This is a genomic window from Pseudomonas sp. GW821-FHT02A08 (genome assembly GCF_059422045.1).
The window spans coordinates 70,869-86,363 of the sequence record NZ_JBWKWD010000021.1 but is presented as its reverse complement, the minus strand read 5'-3'; the positions used below and the strand labels follow the sequence as shown (position 1 = coordinate 86,363).

Here is a 15,495-nt window from a genome sequence, read left to right as displayed (position 1 = left end):
ATCGCGAGCCAGCTCGCTCCTACAGGTATTTCACCGTCTGGGAGCAACCCGATGAGCTTCGGCAAAACCACTCCGGTCCTGCGTATTTTCGACGAAGCCAAAGCCGTGGAGTTCTACGTCGACTTCCTCGGTTTCAAGATCGACTGGCAACATCGATTCGAAGCGAATTTCCCGCTGTACCTGCAAATCTCCCGTGGCGAATGTGTGCTGCACCTGTCCGAACACCATGGCGACAGCGCACCGGGTTCTGCGCTGCGGATCGAGACGGATGAGCTGGAGCAGTTTCAGCAGCAACTGTTGGCCAGGGACTACAGGTTTTCCCATCCGCAGATTCAGGCCATGCCCTGGGGCAGCCAGGACATGACCATCGCCGACCCGTTCGGCAATCGCTTGGTGTTCACCAACGCGATCAGTCTCTGAACCTTCAACCCCCTGAGCCTTCAGCCCTTCAGCCTTCGTTCGGCACCCGGTGGGTTTGGCGAAACTCGCCCGGCGGCATCCCGCGCCGGCTTTTGAACGTGCGGTGAAACGAACGGGGTTCGGTGAAACCCAGGTATTGGGCGATGTCCTGAATCGGCAGGGTGCTGTTGAGCAGGTAATGCTCGGCCAGTTCCTGGCGCAGGTCATCGAGGATCTGCTGGTACGACGTACCGGCCTGATGCAGCTGGCGTTGCAGCGTGCGCACTGACACGGCGAGATGCTCGGCCACCTGCTCCTTGCGTGGCAGGCCCTCCTTGAGCAACTGGCGCAGGATGCTTTTGACCCGCTGTTCCAGCGATGCGTCCTCCAGTGTGGCCATCAATCCCTGGGCATGTTCTTCCAGCGTGCGCAGCAATTGCGCATCGGCCTGGCGCAATGGCAACTGCAAATACGGCAACGGGACAATCAGCGCCGAATAAGGCTGGTCGAACAGTACCGGGCAGTCGAAGAACTGCTCGTACTCTGCCAGCGTCGTGTCGGCCGGACAGGCATGTTCCAGCCAGACGGCGGCCGGCGACATTTGCGTGTCGGCGATCCAGCGCGCGTATTGCAGCCAGGAGCCGAGCACGTTTTCCACCAGGTGCCGGCGAATTCGCGGGCGCTGATGGCGGCATGTCCAGATCAGGTGCACCTCGCTGCCTTGCACCTCGGCGCGGCTGACGCCCATGTCTCCCACCAGCTTCTCGAACGGCATGATACGGCTCATGGCGTCGCCCAGTGTCGCGCAGTTCATGGTGATGTAACCCAGCACGCTCCAGGAGTTGGGCAACACAAAACGCGCGGCGTTGAGACCGAACAACCCATCGCCCGAGTGTTCGCAGAAATAATCGAGCAGCCGTTCATGGGCTTCACCCGGCAACCGCAGGCTGTTGTCGCTCAATTGCTGTGCCTGCAACCCGGCAGCCGCCAACGCAGGCTCGATGGCCATGCCCAGTTGTTCGGCATGACGCAGGTACTTGAGCAGCGGCGGAACGGAAGTGAAGCCCAGGGATTGCATGATCGTATTCCTTTGATCAAGGCCCGCGTACGCGGATGAATGCCCTGAAAGGTAATTTGAAACCACGGCTAAAGTAAATGGCTGACGCCTGCGCGACGTTTGACTCAATTGGCTACTCGAACTGGCCCGATGCGACCGTGACACTTTCCGGCGGCTGACTAGTATGGGGGCCTGAAATATCACTGATCAGAACCGCAAAAGGACACACGCATGCGACGCTGGAACGGCTGGGGAGATGCAACCACGGTGGTCGAACTGCCGGCCCAGGGCGCGAGTTTTCTCGCCCGGCGGGTGGGTGACGGTCGAGCGCTGCCCGACGCGACGCTTGAGACAGCTTTGGCCCGCGTACCCCCATCGCGGTTGCAGCCACACTTCCTGTACAGCGTGGATGCCCATGATCGTTTGCTGCATGCCCGGGGCCAGAGCCTGCCGGACTGGCTGGCGTTGCGTGAGGGCGAGCTGGGAAATTACCCCGACGCCGTGGCCTATCCCGTGAGCACTGAACAGATTCGCCGGTTACTGCTGCTCGCCCATGAACAGGACCTGTGTCTGATTCCTTATGGCGGCGGCACCTCGGTGGCCGGTCACATCAATCCGCCGAGTTCCGCACGGCCGGTGGTGACGGTTTCCCTGGCCCGCATGAATCGCCTGCTGGACCTCGACGAAGAGAGTCTGCTGGCCACCTTCGGCCCCGGCACCAGTGGACCGCAGGTGGAAAGTCAGTTGCGCGCCCGTGGTTACACCCTGGGGCATTTCCCGCAGTCGTGGGAACTGTCGACCCTGGGTGGCTGGGTCGCCAGCCGCTCCAGTGGCCAGCAGTCGCTGCGCTATGGGCGGATCGAGCAACTGTTCGCTGGCGGGACCCTGGAAACCTTTGCCGGACCTTTGGAAATCGCTTCCTTTCCGGCCTCGGCGGCCGGGCCTGATCTGCGCGAGGTGGTGTTGGGCTGTGAGGGCCGTTTCGGGATCATTTCCGAGGTGAAGGTGCGGGTCAGCGCACTGCCCGCCGACGAGCGCTTCTATGGGGTGTTTCTGCCCGATTGGCCCAAGGCGCTGCAAGCCATCCGCCAGTTGGCCCAGGCGCGGGTGCCGCTGTCGATGCTGCGTCTGTCCAACGCGGTGGAAACCGAAACCCAGCTGGCGCTGGCCGGTCACCCGCAGCAGATCGCCTGGCTGGAAAAGTACCTGGCCCTGCGCGGCGCCGGAGAGGGCAAATGTCTGCTGACGTTCGGCGTAACCGGCAATCGTCGGCAAAATGCGTTGTCCCTGCGTCAGGCCCGGCAGCACCTCAAGGCGTTCGGCGGCGTGTTTACCGGCACCTTGCTTGGCAAGAAGTGGGCGCAGAACCGTTTTCGTTTTCCCTACCTGCGGGAAAACCTGTGGAACGCAGGTTACGTGGTCGACACCCTTGAAACGGCCACTGACTGGAGCAACGTCGATAACCTGCTCACGCTGATCGAAAACAGCCTGCGCGACGCCTTGGCTGCCGAAGGCGAGCGGGTGCATGTCTTCACCCACCTTTCCCATGTCTACGGCGAAGGATCGAGCATCTACACCACCTATGTGTTTCGCCCGGCGGCGGACTATCCCGCCACCCTGGCGCGCTGGCAGGCACTCAAGCAGGCGGCCAGCCAGACCATCGTCGACAACCAAGGCACGATCAGTCACCAGCATGGCGTGGGCAAGGATCACGCGCCGTACCTGCGGCGGGAGAAGGGCGCGCTGGCGATGGACACCCTGCAGGCACTGAGTCGGCATTTCGATCCGGCCGGGCGACTGAACCCTGGCACGCTGTTGCAGGAGTGACGGCCATGAGCCTGGACTGGAACGCGGCGTGGCGACAGCGGGTGTTGCCGACGCTGGCGAATGAAACCTGGGACCTGATCGTCATCGGCGGCGGCATCAGCGGCGCCGGTATCCTGCGCGAAGCCGCGCGCCGTGGCTGGCGCTGCCTGCTGTTGGAACAGCGCGATTTCGCCTGGGGCACCTCCAGCCGCTCCTCGAAAATGGTCCATGGCGGTTTGCGTTACATCGCCAAGGGCCAGTGGCGCCTGACCCGCGATTCGGTCCGTGAACGCCAGAGGTTGCTGGACGAAGTGCCGGGGCTGGTGGAGCCGATGAGTTTCATGATGCCGCATTACCGTGGCGGTTTTCCCGGACCTCGGGTGCTGGGTGGTTTGCTGTCCATCTATGACGCATTGGCCGGGCGGCGCAGCCATCACTTCCATGACGCGCAACAACTGCGTTATCTGGCGCCAGGGGTGAAGGAAGACGGCCTGCTGGGCGGCACCTGTTTTATCGATGCGCTGACCGATGATGCCCGCCTGGTGATGCGCGTATTGGGCGAGGCCCGGGCCGACGACGCCGTGGTGCTCAACGGCGTGCGTGTGCAGCAATTGCTGCGTGAAGCGGGGCGTGTTTGCGGGGTTCAGGTCGAAGACTGCGAGGGCGGCGGATCACTGACGTTGCGTTGCGGTGTGCTGGCCGTGGCCACCGGCGCTTGGGCCGAACGCTTGCGCCTGCCCGATGCACCTCGCCAGTTGCGCCCGTTGCGTGGCAGTCATCTGTTGTTGCCGGGCTGGCGCCTGCCCGTGGCGCAAGCCTTCACCTTCCTGCACGAGCGTGACCGTCGACCGGTGTTCGTTTTCCCGTGGGAGGGTGCCACGGTGGTCGGCACTACGGACCTCGATCATCACGACGATCTGGACCAGAGCGCGAGCATCAGCTTTGATGAGCTCGACTATCTGTTGGTGGCCTGTAGCCAACAGTTTCCTCAGGCCGAGGTGGTCGCAGCCGATGTGCTGTCGACCTGGTCGGGGGTGCGCCCGGTGGTGGGCAGCGCGGCGGGTGAGCATCAAGACAAACCGTCGAATGAAACCCGTGAGCATGTGCTGTGGCAGGAGCCTGGTTGCGTGACCCTGGCCGGCGGCAAGCTGACCACGTTTCGCCCGCAAGCCATCGAAGTGCTCAAGGCTTGCGCGGCCATGCTCGATCGTCCGTTCGTTGATGACGCCGCACCGGTGTTTGCTGTCGTGCCGCCGCTGGCGATCCCTGGGCTCAGCGTCAGCCAGTGGCGACGACTGGCCGGGCGGCATGGCCGTGACCTGCCGAGGCTGGCGCAACTGATCGCTGAACTGGGCCATGACACCATCGGCGGCACTGACACCTTGTGGGCGGAACTGGCCGTTGCCTGCGATGGGGAAATGGTCCTGCACCTGGATGACCTGCTGCTGCGCCGAACCCGTCTGGGCCTGTTGCTGCCGCGCGGTGGCGAGGATTATTTCGCCGCCATTCGCCAGCTCTGCCAACCGCGACTGGGCTGGGACGATGAGCATTGGCAGCAGGAATTACAGCGTTATCGGGCGTTGTGGCAACGCCATCATGGTTTGCCGGATGCCGCGCATTGATGCCCATTGAAGAGAGCTCCATGGATAACCACCCGAACAAGCGTTACCTGTTGGCCATCGACAATGGCACCCAGAGCGTGCGCGCGCTGCTCTTCGACCTGCAGGGCAATCTGCTGGGCAAAGGCAAGGTCGAGTTGCAGGCCTATTACTCGACTCAACCCGGCTGGGCCGAGCAGGACCCTGAGTATTACTGGGCAAAACTGGGTGAGGCCTGCCGGCAGTTGTGGCAGCAAACCGGCATCGATCGTTCACAGATTGCCGGTGTTTCCCTGACTACCCAACGCGGCACCGTGATCAACGTCGATGCCCAGGGCAAGGCGCTGCGCCCGGCGATCCTGTGGCTCGATCAACGCCAGGCCGAAGTCAAAGGCGGCATCAAGGGGCCGTGGGGCTGGCTGTTCAAGCTGGTCGGCGCGCAAGCCACGGTGGACTACTTTCGCGCCCAGGCCGAGGCCAACTGGATCGCCCGTAATCAGCCTGACGTCTGGGCGGCAACCGATAAATTCTTGCTGCTATCGGGGTTTCTCACCCATCGCCTTTGCGGGCGCTTTGTCGATTCCGTGGGCTGTTGCGTCGGTTACCTGCCGTTCGACTTCAAGCGCTTGCGCTGGGCCGCACCCGCCGACTGGAAATGGCAGGCGCTGGCAGTGCGTCCCGAGCAACTGCCGAGCCTGCACAAACCCGGTGAAACCCTGGGCTACATCAGTGCCGAGGCCAGCCGCCACACCGGCATTCCCGAGGGGCTGCCGCTGATCGCCGCGGGTGCCGACAAGGCTTGCGAAGTCGTGGGTTCCGGCGTCGCCGATCCAGGCACCGTATGCCTTTCCTACGGCACCACGGCGACGATCACCAGCACCCGGTCACGCTACCTGGAAATCGTCCCGTTGATTCCGCCTTACCCGTCCGCAGTGCCGGATCAATACAACTGCGAGGTGATGATTTATCGCGGCTACTGGATGGTCAGCTGGTTCAAGAACGAGTTCGGCCTGCGGGAAATGCAGCAGGCCAAAGCCCAGGGTGTGGAGCCCGAGCAACTCTTCGATGCACTGGTCGACGCCGTGCCGCCAGGCTCCATGGGGTTGATGCTGCAACCCTACTGGTCGCCCGGCATCCGCGAGCCGGGCGTGGAAGCCAAGGGCGCGATGATCGGCTTCGGCGATGTGCATACCCGCGCGCACATTTACCGGGCGATCCTCGAAGGTCTGGCGTATGCCTTGCGTCAGGGCCTGGAGAAAATCGAGAAGCGCTCGAAGGTCTCGATCAAGCGCTTGCGCGTCGCCGGTGGAGGTTCGCAGAGTGATGCCGCGATGCAGCTCACGGCGAACATTTTCGGCCTGCCGGCCGAGCGTCCGCATATCTACGAAGCGTCCGGCCTGGGCGCGGCCATTTGCTGCGCGGTGGGCCTGGGGCTGCACGCGGACTTCCCCACGGCGATGGCCGCCATGACGCGGGTCGGTGCGGTGTTCATGCCGCAACCCGAGGCGCAGCAGATCTATGAGCGACTGTACAAAGAGGTCTACCTGCGCATGTATCGACAGCTCAAGCCGTTGTACCAGAGCATCCGCAAAATAACCGGTTACCCCGCTTAGGAAAACACCCGAGAACCCTGTGGGAGCGAGCTTGCTCGCGAATGCGGAGTGTCAGTCACTATGGATTTCACTGACACACCGCCTTCGCGAGCAAGCCCGCTCCCACAGGGGGATCCGCGGTGTTTTTTGCACCGGGGTTTGGCGCTATCGGAGAACTTTTCTGGTGAGATTGGACAGTGTCAGGGGCAGGGTCGGTTGTTAGGCTCAACCCCCACGGCACATCCAATAAGAACCAGGCAATGAAGCTGACATTCCTCCTGTTGCTGCTTTGTTCAACGGCCCCCACAGCCTGGGGCTGGTCGAACCATACGGTGGGCAGCTACCTGGCGTTGCAGGATTTGCCGACGTTGCGTGATGCACCGCAGGTTGAAGTCGAGCCGCTGGAACAGTTTCTTTCGCAGCAATACCAGGCCGTGAGTGCGCTGCTCGATGAGCAGGAACGCTTCGCCCGCGAGCACTTTGCCCAATACCCGCCGCGCCCCGACAGCCTGCGATTGCCGGCCGTGCCCGGGGACAGTCTGCGCCACGACTTCCTCACCGCACTGCGCATCAATCCCGGGATTCATCTGGCGATGGTCATCCAGCCGATGCCGGGCAAGGATCTGCCCGAGCGTGAGCACCTCAAGGCCGAACAAGTCATGGTGGAGCAGACGCTCTCACCGTGGAATCGCCAGCGCTTCATCGTTGTGGCTGACCACGAACAAGTAGCGCCCCTGGCCGTGTTGGCCAGCGCCGCCGATGAGCCGGATTACGGCCACGACATCAACCTGTTCAGCGACAACCCGGGCGAAGTCGGCGCGTTGTACGGCTTCGGCCCGCAGCCCTTCGGCGACGCCCGGTTTCAGTACAGCTCCCAGGCGCCGTTCCATATGGGGTTTTTCCATGAAAGCCCGGTGGTGTATGCCGCTGCCGGGTTTCTTCAGCGCAGCTGGCCGGACTGGCGCGCCTACCAGTACATGGGGTTGGCGCGACTGGCGTTTGCCACTGGCCATCCTTACTGGGGCTATCGCTTTCTCGGCTGGGGCCTGCATCACATTCAGGACCTGACCCAGCCTTATCACGCCAAGCCATTGCCCGGCGTCGACCTCGCCAATCTTCTTCTTTTGGAAGGCAAGGCACTGGTCGGTTTCGATGCCGACAAGCAGGCGGCCATCGAACGGGTCGCCACCCTTCACATGGAGGTCGAGAAATATCAGTCGACCTGGCTTCGTCGCCTGCTGCGCGCCGGCCAGGCACACCCGATGCTCGACGCTTATGCCGACTCTGACCAGGACGCCCGTTACCCACCGTACTCGGTGGACTACCTGCGCGAAGTGGTGAGTGCCGAGTCCATTGACGAATCCGCTGCGTTCGATGAAGCCATCGGCCAATGGCTGGACACAGCACCGATCACCGGCGATTTCAGCAACGGTAATCAGTTGCAGCGCGAAGACTTCGACCATCCGGTACTTAACCGACAGTTGTTCAAACTGCTGGGACATTTTGGCGCGCACAGCCGGATTTATGCCGGTGCGGGATTGGCGCCCCAACCCTCGCAGTAACGCACACAAAAACAATAAATCCAGGGAAAGAGGAACAGATCATGAGCACTCGATTTCGCCTGTCTGGCGCGGCGCTTCCCGGCGTGGGCCTGGCAGGGCTGCTGCAACTGTGCGCGGTCGACGGCGTGCAGGCCAAGGAGTTCAGCGTGCTGGATAACCAGATCACCGGCTCATTCGACAGTACCTTGTCTTATGGCCGCTTGTGGCGGGTCCAGGGCCGGGACAAGAACAACGACGACATCAACACCAACGACGGCAATCGCAACTTCGATACCGGGCTGGTTTCCGAGGTGTACAAGATCACCTCGGAGCTTGAGGCCAACTATCAGAACTACGGGATGTTCGTGCGCGGTACTGCGTTCTATGACACCCAGCTGATGGACAAGCGCAACGATTACTACCGCAACAACAACCCGTCACAACCCAGTCAGAGTTTCCCCCAGGACGACCATTTCACCAGCCAGACCCGCGATATTGCCGGCAGCCGGGTGGAGTTGCTCGACGCCTACCTCTATGGCAACTGGGACGTCGCGCAGATGCCGGTCACCGCGCGTGTCGGGCGCCAGGTGTTCAACTGGGGCGAGGGGATTTTCTACCGAGGCGGGATCAACACCACCAACCCGGTGGATGCGGCCAAGTACCGTTTGCCCGGGGCCGAGGTCAAGGAAGTGCTGGTGCCGGTGGAGGCGCTCAGCTTCAACATCGGCCTGACCGACAGCCTGACCATGGAAAGCTTTTACCAGACGAACTGGAAGGAAACCCGCATCGACCCGGTTGGCACGTTCTACTCGCAGACGGACCTGTTCGCCGACGGCGGCAACACCGCCTACAACAACTTCAGCGGTACCGCGCTGGACACTCCGGTGCCTGGCTTCGGCAACGTCATCGATCTGTACAGCGCGCTGGGCAACAACCCGTTGCTCAGCCAGGCCCTGAGCACCACCGGCCTGTATGCCAACGGGGTCACCCCGGCCTTTGGCAACACTGTCAAAGTGGCCACGGTCGGCAAGGACTTCAACGCGCGCAACGACGGCCAGTTCGGTTTCGCTTTTCGCTACATCGTAGAGGAACTCAACAGCACCGAGTTCGGGTTGTACATGGTCAACTACCACGCCAAGGAGCCGACCATTTCCGCCGATCTGGGCGGGTACAAGGGCATCGACATGAATGCCCTGACCAACCTGTTGGCCGGCGTCGCCGGCAGTCAGGCGGGGCAATTGGCCAACGGCCTGGCGACCGTGGATGTGCTGGGCAATATTCAGGCGCATCGGCGCTACGCCGAAGACATCCGCATGTACGGCTTCAGTTTCAACACCACCCTGGGCCAGGCGTCGGTGTTCGGTGAAGTGGCGTATCGGCCGAACCTGCCCATCGGGGTCGCCGCCACCAACGACCTGATCGGCGACCTGGCCAACGGCGCCGCCGCAGCGGCAGGCGGCCAGACCATCAACATCGGCGGGCAGCAGGTCACGCTCGACAGCCAGATCAATAACGCCGAGCGGGTGGAAGCGTTCAACGCGTCCATGGGCACCATTTACAACTTTGGCCCGAGCCTGTCATTCGACTCGATGTTCGGCGTATTCGAACTGGCGTCAGAGCATCTGCGCGGCAGCAGCCTGCAATACACCGCTTTTGACGGCAGTACCCGTTACTTCGCGGGCACAGGTAACTTTTCCTATGTGTCCGGTGGCGAGCGCAGCGACCAGGTCAACCGCAACTCCTACAGCTACACCGCGATGCTCAACGGCACCTGGAACGACGTGTATGCCGGGGTCAACGTCTCGCCTTATGTCGTCTACAAGGATGACTTCGAGGGCAACAGCTATCAGGCGGGCAACGTCATCGAGGGCCGCAAGGCCTACACCCTGGGGATCAAGGCCAACTACCAGAACAAGCTGGAGGCCGAGCTGCAATACACCGAGTTCTATGGCGGTGGCCAGGACAACGGCCTGCGTGACCGCGACAACGTCGGCTTCAACCTCAAGTATTTCCTTTGATTGTTGCGCACAACCCCCTTGTGGGAGCGGGCTTGCTCGCGAAAGCGGTGTACCGGGCGACACCTGTGCTGGATGTGCCGCCCTCTTCGCGAGCAAGCCCGCTCCCACATTGGATCTTTTGTGTATTTCGGAGAACGTCCATGTTTGACTTACCACGACTGACCAAGACCACCCTGGCGCTGTTTCTGAGCCTGGCCGCCGGCAGCGCGCTGGCCGCGGTCACGCCCCAGCTGGCCGAGCAACTGAAAACCACCCTGACGCCGCTGGGGGCCGAGCGTGCCGGCAACGCGGCCGGAACCATTCCGGCCTGGAGCGGCGGCATCACCCAGGCGCCGGCGGGCTACAAGCCCGGCCAGCATCACCCGGACCCCTATGCGGCGGACAAGCCGCTGTTCACCATCACCAAGGCCAACCTTGAACAGTACAAGGCCCACCTCAGTCCGGGTCAGGTCGCCCTGTTCAACAGCTACCCCGACACCTTCCAGATGCCGGTCTATCCCTCTCGCCGCTCGGGCTCGGCGCCGCAGTGGCTGTATGACAACACCTTGAAGAATGCGACCGCGACCAAGCTGCTCGACGGCGGCACCGGTTTTGCCGATGCCTATGGCGGTGTGCCGTTCCCGGTGCCCAAGGATGGGGTCGAGGTACTGTGGAACCACATCACCCGTTATCGCGGCATCTATGTGGTCCGCCGTGCCTCCGAAGCGCCGGTACAACGCAACGGCAGCTTCGCGCTGGTGACCTCGCAGCAGGAGGGGCTCTTCAACTATTACCGCCCGGGCGGGCAGTTTGCCGACCTGAAAAACATCCTGTTCTACTACCTGGCGTTCGTGAAGAGCCCGGCCCGGCTGGCGGGCGGTGCGGCACTGGTTCACGAGACCCTGGACCAGCTCAAGGACCCGCGCCAGGCCTGGGTCTACGACGCGGGCCAACGCCGTGTGCGCCGGGCACCGAACCTCGCGTATGACACCCCGATCGCCTCATCCGACGGCCTGCGCACGGCGGACGATACGGACCTGTTCAACGGCTCGCCAGACCGCTACGACTGGAAGCTCAAGGGCAAGCAAGAGGTCTACATTCCCTATAACAATTACAAAGTCGGTAGCCCTGAGGTGAAGTACGAGCAGTTGCTCACACCGGGCCACCTCAACCCGCAATTTACCCGTTATGAGCTGCATCGGGTCTGGGTGGTCGAAGGCACGCTCAAGCCGGGCGCGCGGCATATCTATTCCAAGCGCGTGCTGTTTCTGGACGAGGACAGTTGGGGCGCCGCCTTGGTGGATCAATACGACGGGCGAGGGGAGTTGTGGCGGGTGTCGATGGCCTACCTGAAAAACTTCTACGACCTGCCCACCACCTGGAGCGCGCTGGACGTATTCCATGACCTGCAGGCGCGTCGTTACTACGTGCAAAACCTGGATAACGAAGAGCCGGGCACCGTGGACTTCGCCCAACCGGTGCCGGAAGACGCGTACTTCATGCCGTCGGCATTGCGCCAGCGTGGGACGCGGTAAACCGCGCAGCACACCCTTTCAGATGCAGTCTGTGCGAACGCAATCGCGAGCGGGCCCGCTCCCACAGGGTTTTCAGAGCCGCTCACAGATTCTGTGTTCGACTCTTTACCTGTGGGAGCGGGCTTGCCCAAGAATGGGTCTTCCAATCACCGCAGGTATACGGTCAGACGCGGAAGTGGCTCACCATCTGCTGCAACTGACCACCCAACCGCGCCAGCTCAACGCTGGACTTGGCGGTCTCATCGCTCGCAGCAGCAGTCTGTTCCGACACATCACGCACGTTGATGATGCTGCGGCTGATCTCCTCAGCCACGGCGCTTTGCTGTTCGGCCGCAGCGGCGATCTGCTGGTTCATCGACTGGATGTTCGACACCGTGCGGGTGATGCTCTCCAGTGACTCGCCGGCCTTGCGGGTCAGGGCCACGCTGCTGTCGGTGAGGACGCGACTGTTGTTCATCACGGCCGACACTTGTTGCGTGCCGTTCTGCAGGCCGGCCACCAGGCCTTCGATTTCCTCGGTGGACTTCTGCGTGCGCTGGGCCAGGCCACGGACCTCGTCAGCCACCACCGCAAAACCACGACCGGCTTCACCGGCACGGGCCGCTTCGATGGCGGCATTGAGCGCCAGCAGGTTGGTCTGCTCGGCGACGGCCTTTATCACGTCCATGACGCTGCCGATCTTGTCGCTTTCCTGTTGCAGCACGCTCATGGCTTCGGTGGAGCGCACCACTTCGCTGGCCAGGCGCTCGATCTGGGCGATGGCTTCGTTGACCACTTTGTCACCCTCACGGGCTTCGCCGTCCGCCGCCGCCGCGGCTTGCGAGGCTTCTTCGGCGTTACGCGCGACTTCCTGCACGGTGGCGGTCATCTCGTGCATGGCGGTGGCTACCTGATCGGTCTCGACTTTCTGGCTGTTGACCCCGGCGCTGGTCTGCTCGGTCACGGCCGACAGCTCTTCGGCGGCGCTGGCGATCTGGGTGACGCCGTCGCGGATGCCGCTGATCAAGTCGCGCAGGGTCACACCCATACGTGCGATGCCTTGCTGCAACACGCCGAGTTCGTCGCGACGGGTAACCAGCACGTTGTGGGACAGGTCACCGCTGGCGATGCGATCGACCACCGCCAGTGTTTCGCGCAATGGTCGGGTGATCTGGCGAGTGATGACCACGGCGGCAATGATGCCCACCAGCAGTGCCAGCAGGGTGCTGATCAGTTGCAGCGTGCGCGCCCGGGCGCTTTCGGCGTCGCGACGGTCGAGCTGGATCTGGTACAGCTGATCGCTCTGGGACACGATGGCGGCGCCCTGGTCGGTCATTTCCTTGCGCGCTTGCACTGCGTCATTGCTGGCGGTCTTGTAGGCCTGCAAGGCGCTGCGGTAGTTGCCCAGCGCGGTTTCCAGCTGACGCAGGGCGTCTTGCCGGGAGTCGGCGAAGTGCACGTTCAGCGGTTTCAGGCTGGCGATGGCGGCGTCCAGTTGGCCGGCCGCTTTTTGCTCGGTCTCGGCATTGGTACTGGCGGTGTAGCCGCGCACTTCGTAGCGGGCCAGCAGGAACGCTTCCTTGGCCGCGGTGATGGCCTGGAACTGTTCGAAACGCTGGTCGCTCAACGGCATTTGCTGCACGCGGGTGTTGATGTCATTGATCAGCGTGTTGGCGGTTTCGGCGTTGGCACTCATGGCGTCGCGGGCGCTGTTGCCGGCGCGATAGGCGCTGCGCATCTTGCCCAGGGACGTCCTGTAGGCGTCGATGACGGCGCCTTGCTCTCGCAGCAGCTTGAGGTTTTCCGGGCTCTTGAACTTTGCCAGCAGGGCTTGCTGCTGGGCCGAGAAAGCGTCGAGGGTGGTCTGTACGCTCTGCGCGGCGGTTTCGTCGCCGTTGGTCAGCATGTATTGCAGGCGAACCACGCGCAGTTTGGTCAGGCCGGCGTTGAGCTGGGTGATGTCGCTCATCCAGTTGCTGCGGTCGATCAACCCGCCCAGGCTGGTCCAGCCGGTCAGGGCCAGGACGCAGGTCAGTGCCAGGACCAGGCCAAACCCCAGGCCCAGTTTCAGGTTCACGCTGATGTTGCCGAACCAGCTATTCATCACATTCCTCCAGGAACTTGGTACTTCTTTATCGTCGGTTGGCTGGAAGATTGTTTTTTTTGGAAGCCGCCAAGCTGTGTAAGCAGGATGTATCGGCAGCAATCCCGGGAGCTGAAAGGATTTTTCCGCAGGGTTTCTGTAACAAGATTTTTACAGCGCTTTTAAGCTTTTTTTCACATAGGTTTCACCAGTCACCGACGCACCTTTCTTTAACCTGCCGGGATCTAATGAGGCAGTGTTTGCTGGCGAGGCGGCGTGATGTGGAATTAAGACTGAGTCTTTTCGGGATAAAACGCTCGATCGATCTGAACCGCTTCGCTCGTTTTCGCAACGCTGCGGTGGTGCTGGCCTCGGCGCTGCTGGTCATTCCGCTGACCTTGTTCTTGTTGCGTCCCGCCACCGCGCCGGACCTGGCTCACGGCAATGTGGCCGGGGCACAGGCCTTGATGACGGGATGGGCCAAGGGCGACATCATCGTGCTGGTGCGCCACGTCGAGCGCTGCGATCACTCCTCGGCGCCTTGCCTGGTTGGCAACGATGGCATTACCGAGCGTTCTCGTCGTGTTGCCGAGAGCCTTGGGGCACAGTTCAAAAATCTTGGCCTGGGCAAGGCCGATATCTACCACAGCCCGATCCTGCGCACGGCACAGACTGCCAACTACATGTTCAACAAGGTTGGCGCGGGGGAAGACTGGTTGATCAGTTGTAAGGGCGTCATGCTGCGCGAGGCGCTTGCGCATAAAGTGGCCGGGCGTAACCTGATTCTGGTGACTCACAGCGAGTGCATGGAGCAACTGGAAAAAGACCTCGAGTTACCGCCTTCGACCCTGGGTTATGGCGCTTCACTGTTTATTTCCGCCGAAACCCCACAGACTCCCCGCATGCTTGGCTTCATCGACGCTTCCGACTGGAGTTCGGTGAGTACTCATTGAGTTTTTCCCTCTTCATTCTGAATCAGGATTCACCATGCAGACCGCCTCCCGCTACCGCTTTTATTGGGTGAACTTTGGTATTCCGCTGGCCTGCGCGGTCGCGGTGTTCCTGATGTTCGACATGACCAGCATCGACATCGCCTTCAACAATTACTTTTTTGATCCGGTGACGCAGACGTACCCGTTGGACCAGGTCCATCTGTTCGAAAAAATCACCCACAAATGGGCGCGGATCATTCCGAACTGGACCGGCGAAATTGCGATTATCGGTGCCTTGCTGTCGTTTCTCTGGCCGCGCCTGAAGGCTGAAAAACACTCGAAAATCATCGCTTTCCTGGAAAAAATCAAAGTCGCACCGGTACTGCGCTTTGCCACCCGCCATCGACGCGACTTTCTCTACGTGGTGTTCGCGTTCTCCATCAGCACCGGGGTCATTCACTACCTCAAGGGCCACACCAGCGTGTATTGCCCGGTCGAGACCACCCTGTACGGCGGCAAAATGGAGCACATTGAGTGGTATGAAAATTTCGACCTGCTCAAACCCGCCGGTGACGGTCGCTGCTGGCCGGGCGGACATGCGTCGGGCGGCTTCACCATGCTGGCCTTGTACTTCGTGGCTCGTCGTTATCGCTGGCGCTATTCCAAAGCGATCATGTACGGCTCGCTGACCCTCGGTTTCATCTATGGCACCACACGGGTACTACAAGGGTGGCACTACATGTCCCACACCTTCTGGGCCGGGATTTTCGTGTGGCTGGCGTGTTTGTTGACGGCGCTGGCGTTCTACGGGCGAGCGAGGCTGGAACAGCCCGTGCTCTCCAAAGCGCAACAACCGGTGCCGACGGCTCAGACTCAATCTGTGAATTGAGTTGTTGTTGAACCGCAAAACCCGCATCTCGAAAGGGGGCGGGTTTTTTGTTGCCCGAGGAAACCTTCAGTGAGTCTCGGATTACGA

11 protein-coding genes and 1 pseudogene are annotated in these 15,495 nt (G+C 61.8%); 9 read left to right on the top strand and 3 right to left on the bottom strand.

Annotated features, from left to right (window positions below; genetic code table 11):
• The first annotated feature begins 51 nt into the window (after window positions 1–51).
• Entirely contained in the window at window positions 52–420 is a 369-nt protein-coding gene (locus AC07W4_RS16405) for a glyoxalase superfamily protein (RefSeq protein WP_495033112.1), read from the top strand.
• Window positions 421–448: 28 nt separating this feature from the next.
• Here AC07W4_RS16405 and gliR read toward each other — a convergent pair whose 3' ends face one another.
• Window positions 449–1,477, bottom strand: a complete 1,029-nt coding sequence (gliR, locus tag AC07W4_RS16400) for an AraC family transcriptional regulator GliR (RefSeq protein ID WP_495033111.1) — start codon at window positions 1,475–1,477, stop codon at window positions 449–451.
• A gap of 210 nt (window positions 1,478–1,687) precedes the next feature.
• On the opposite strand from gliR, the gene AC07W4_RS16395 reads away from it, so the two are divergent.
• From AC07W4_RS16395 to AC07W4_RS16370, 6 genes are all read left to right on the top strand, one after another.
• Window positions 1,688–3,283, top strand: coding sequence for an FAD-binding oxidoreductase (locus tag AC07W4_RS16395; RefSeq protein WP_495033110.1), 1,596 nt, complete (start codon window positions 1,688–1,690; stop codon window positions 3,281–3,283).
• A 5-nt stretch (window positions 3,284–3,288) separates the two neighbouring features.
• Window positions 3,289–4,884, top strand: coding sequence for a glycerol-3-phosphate dehydrogenase/oxidase (locus AC07W4_RS16390; RefSeq protein ID WP_495033109.1), 1,596 nt, complete (start codon window positions 3,289–3,291; stop codon window positions 4,882–4,884).
• A 20-nt stretch (window positions 4,885–4,904) separates the two neighbouring features.
• Window positions 4,905–6,473, top strand: a complete 1,569-nt coding sequence (locus tag AC07W4_RS16385; RefSeq protein WP_495033108.1) for an FGGY-family carbohydrate kinase — start codon at window positions 4,905–4,907, stop codon at window positions 6,471–6,473.
• Window positions 6,474–6,712: 239 nt separating this feature from the next.
• Window positions 6,713–8,014, top strand: coding sequence for a phospholipase (locus tag AC07W4_RS16380; protein WP_495033107.1), 1,302 nt, complete (start codon window positions 6,713–6,715; stop codon window positions 8,012–8,014).
• 41 nt (window positions 8,015–8,055) lie between these two features.
• Window positions 8,056–10,011, top strand: coding sequence for a DUF1302 domain-containing protein (locus AC07W4_RS16375; RefSeq protein WP_495033106.1), 1,956 nt, complete (start codon window positions 8,056–8,058; stop codon window positions 10,009–10,011).
• Between the two features lie 140 nt (window positions 10,012–10,151).
• Window positions 10,152–11,525 (top strand): DUF1329 domain-containing protein, encoded by a 1,374-nt coding sequence (locus AC07W4_RS16370; protein WP_495033105.1) that lies wholly within the window; start codon window positions 10,152–10,154, stop codon window positions 11,523–11,525.
• A gap of 163 nt (window positions 11,526–11,688) precedes the next feature.
• On the opposite strand, the gene AC07W4_RS16365 is transcribed toward AC07W4_RS16370, so the two are convergent.
• Entirely contained in the window at window positions 11,689–12,552 is an 864-nt protein-coding gene (locus tag AC07W4_RS16365; protein ID WP_371317832.1) for a methyl-accepting chemotaxis protein, read from the bottom strand.
• Window positions 12,547–13,473: pseudogene (locus AC07W4_RS16360) on the bottom strand (methyl-accepting chemotaxis protein); the annotation flags it as partial. The gene AC07W4_RS16365 and the pseudogene AC07W4_RS16360, both read right to left, overlap by 6 nt.
• Before the next feature lie 395 nt (window positions 13,474–13,868).
• Here AC07W4_RS16360 and pmrG point away from each other — a divergent pair.
• Window positions 13,869–14,540 carry a lipopolysaccharide core heptose(II)-phosphate phosphatase PmrG gene (gene pmrG, locus AC07W4_RS16355; RefSeq protein ID WP_495033104.1) on the top strand — a complete coding sequence of 224 codons (672 nt, stop codon included), beginning with the start codon at window positions 13,869–13,871 and terminating at the stop codon, window positions 14,538–14,540.
• Window positions 14,541–14,574: 34 nt separating this feature from the next.
• Window positions 14,575–15,408, top strand: a complete 834-nt coding sequence (locus AC07W4_RS16350; RefSeq protein ID WP_495033103.1) for a phosphatase PAP2 family protein — start codon at window positions 14,575–14,577, stop codon at window positions 15,406–15,408.
• Window positions 15,409–15,495 lie beyond the last annotated feature (87 nt).

Bases quoted from the DNA above. Each gene is read 5' to 3' on its own strand.
- gliR (WP_495033111.1), bottom strand. From the start codon at position 1,477: ATGCAATCCCTGGGCTTCACTTCCGTTCCGCCGCTGCTCAAGTACCTG.
- AC07W4_RS16405 (WP_495033112.1), top strand. From the start codon at position 52: ATGAGCTTCGGCAAAACCACTCCGGTCCTGCGTATTTTCGACGAAGCC.
- AC07W4_RS16365 (WP_371317832.1), bottom strand. From the start codon at position 12,552: ATGGGTGTGACCCTGCGCGACTTGATCAGCGGCATCCGCGACGGCGTC.
- AC07W4_RS16390 (WP_495033109.1), top strand. From the start codon at position 3,289: ATGAGCCTGGACTGGAACGCGGCGTGGCGACAGCGGGTGTTGCCGACG.
- AC07W4_RS16395 (WP_495033110.1), top strand. From the start codon at position 1,688: ATGCGACGCTGGAACGGCTGGGGAGATGCAACCACGGTGGTCGAACTG.
- AC07W4_RS16375 (WP_495033106.1), top strand. From the start codon at position 8,056: ATGAGCACTCGATTTCGCCTGTCTGGCGCGGCGCTTCCCGGCGTGGGC.
- AC07W4_RS16385 (WP_495033108.1), top strand. From the start codon at position 4,905: ATGGATAACCACCCGAACAAGCGTTACCTGTTGGCCATCGACAATGGC.
- AC07W4_RS16380 (WP_495033107.1), top strand. From the start codon at position 6,713: ATGAAGCTGACATTCCTCCTGTTGCTGCTTTGTTCAACGGCCCCCACA.
- AC07W4_RS16350 (WP_495033103.1), top strand. From the start codon at position 14,575: ATGCAGACCGCCTCCCGCTACCGCTTTTATTGGGTGAACTTTGGTATT.
- AC07W4_RS16370 (WP_495033105.1), top strand. From the start codon at position 10,152: ATGTTTGACTTACCACGACTGACCAAGACCACCCTGGCGCTGTTTCTG.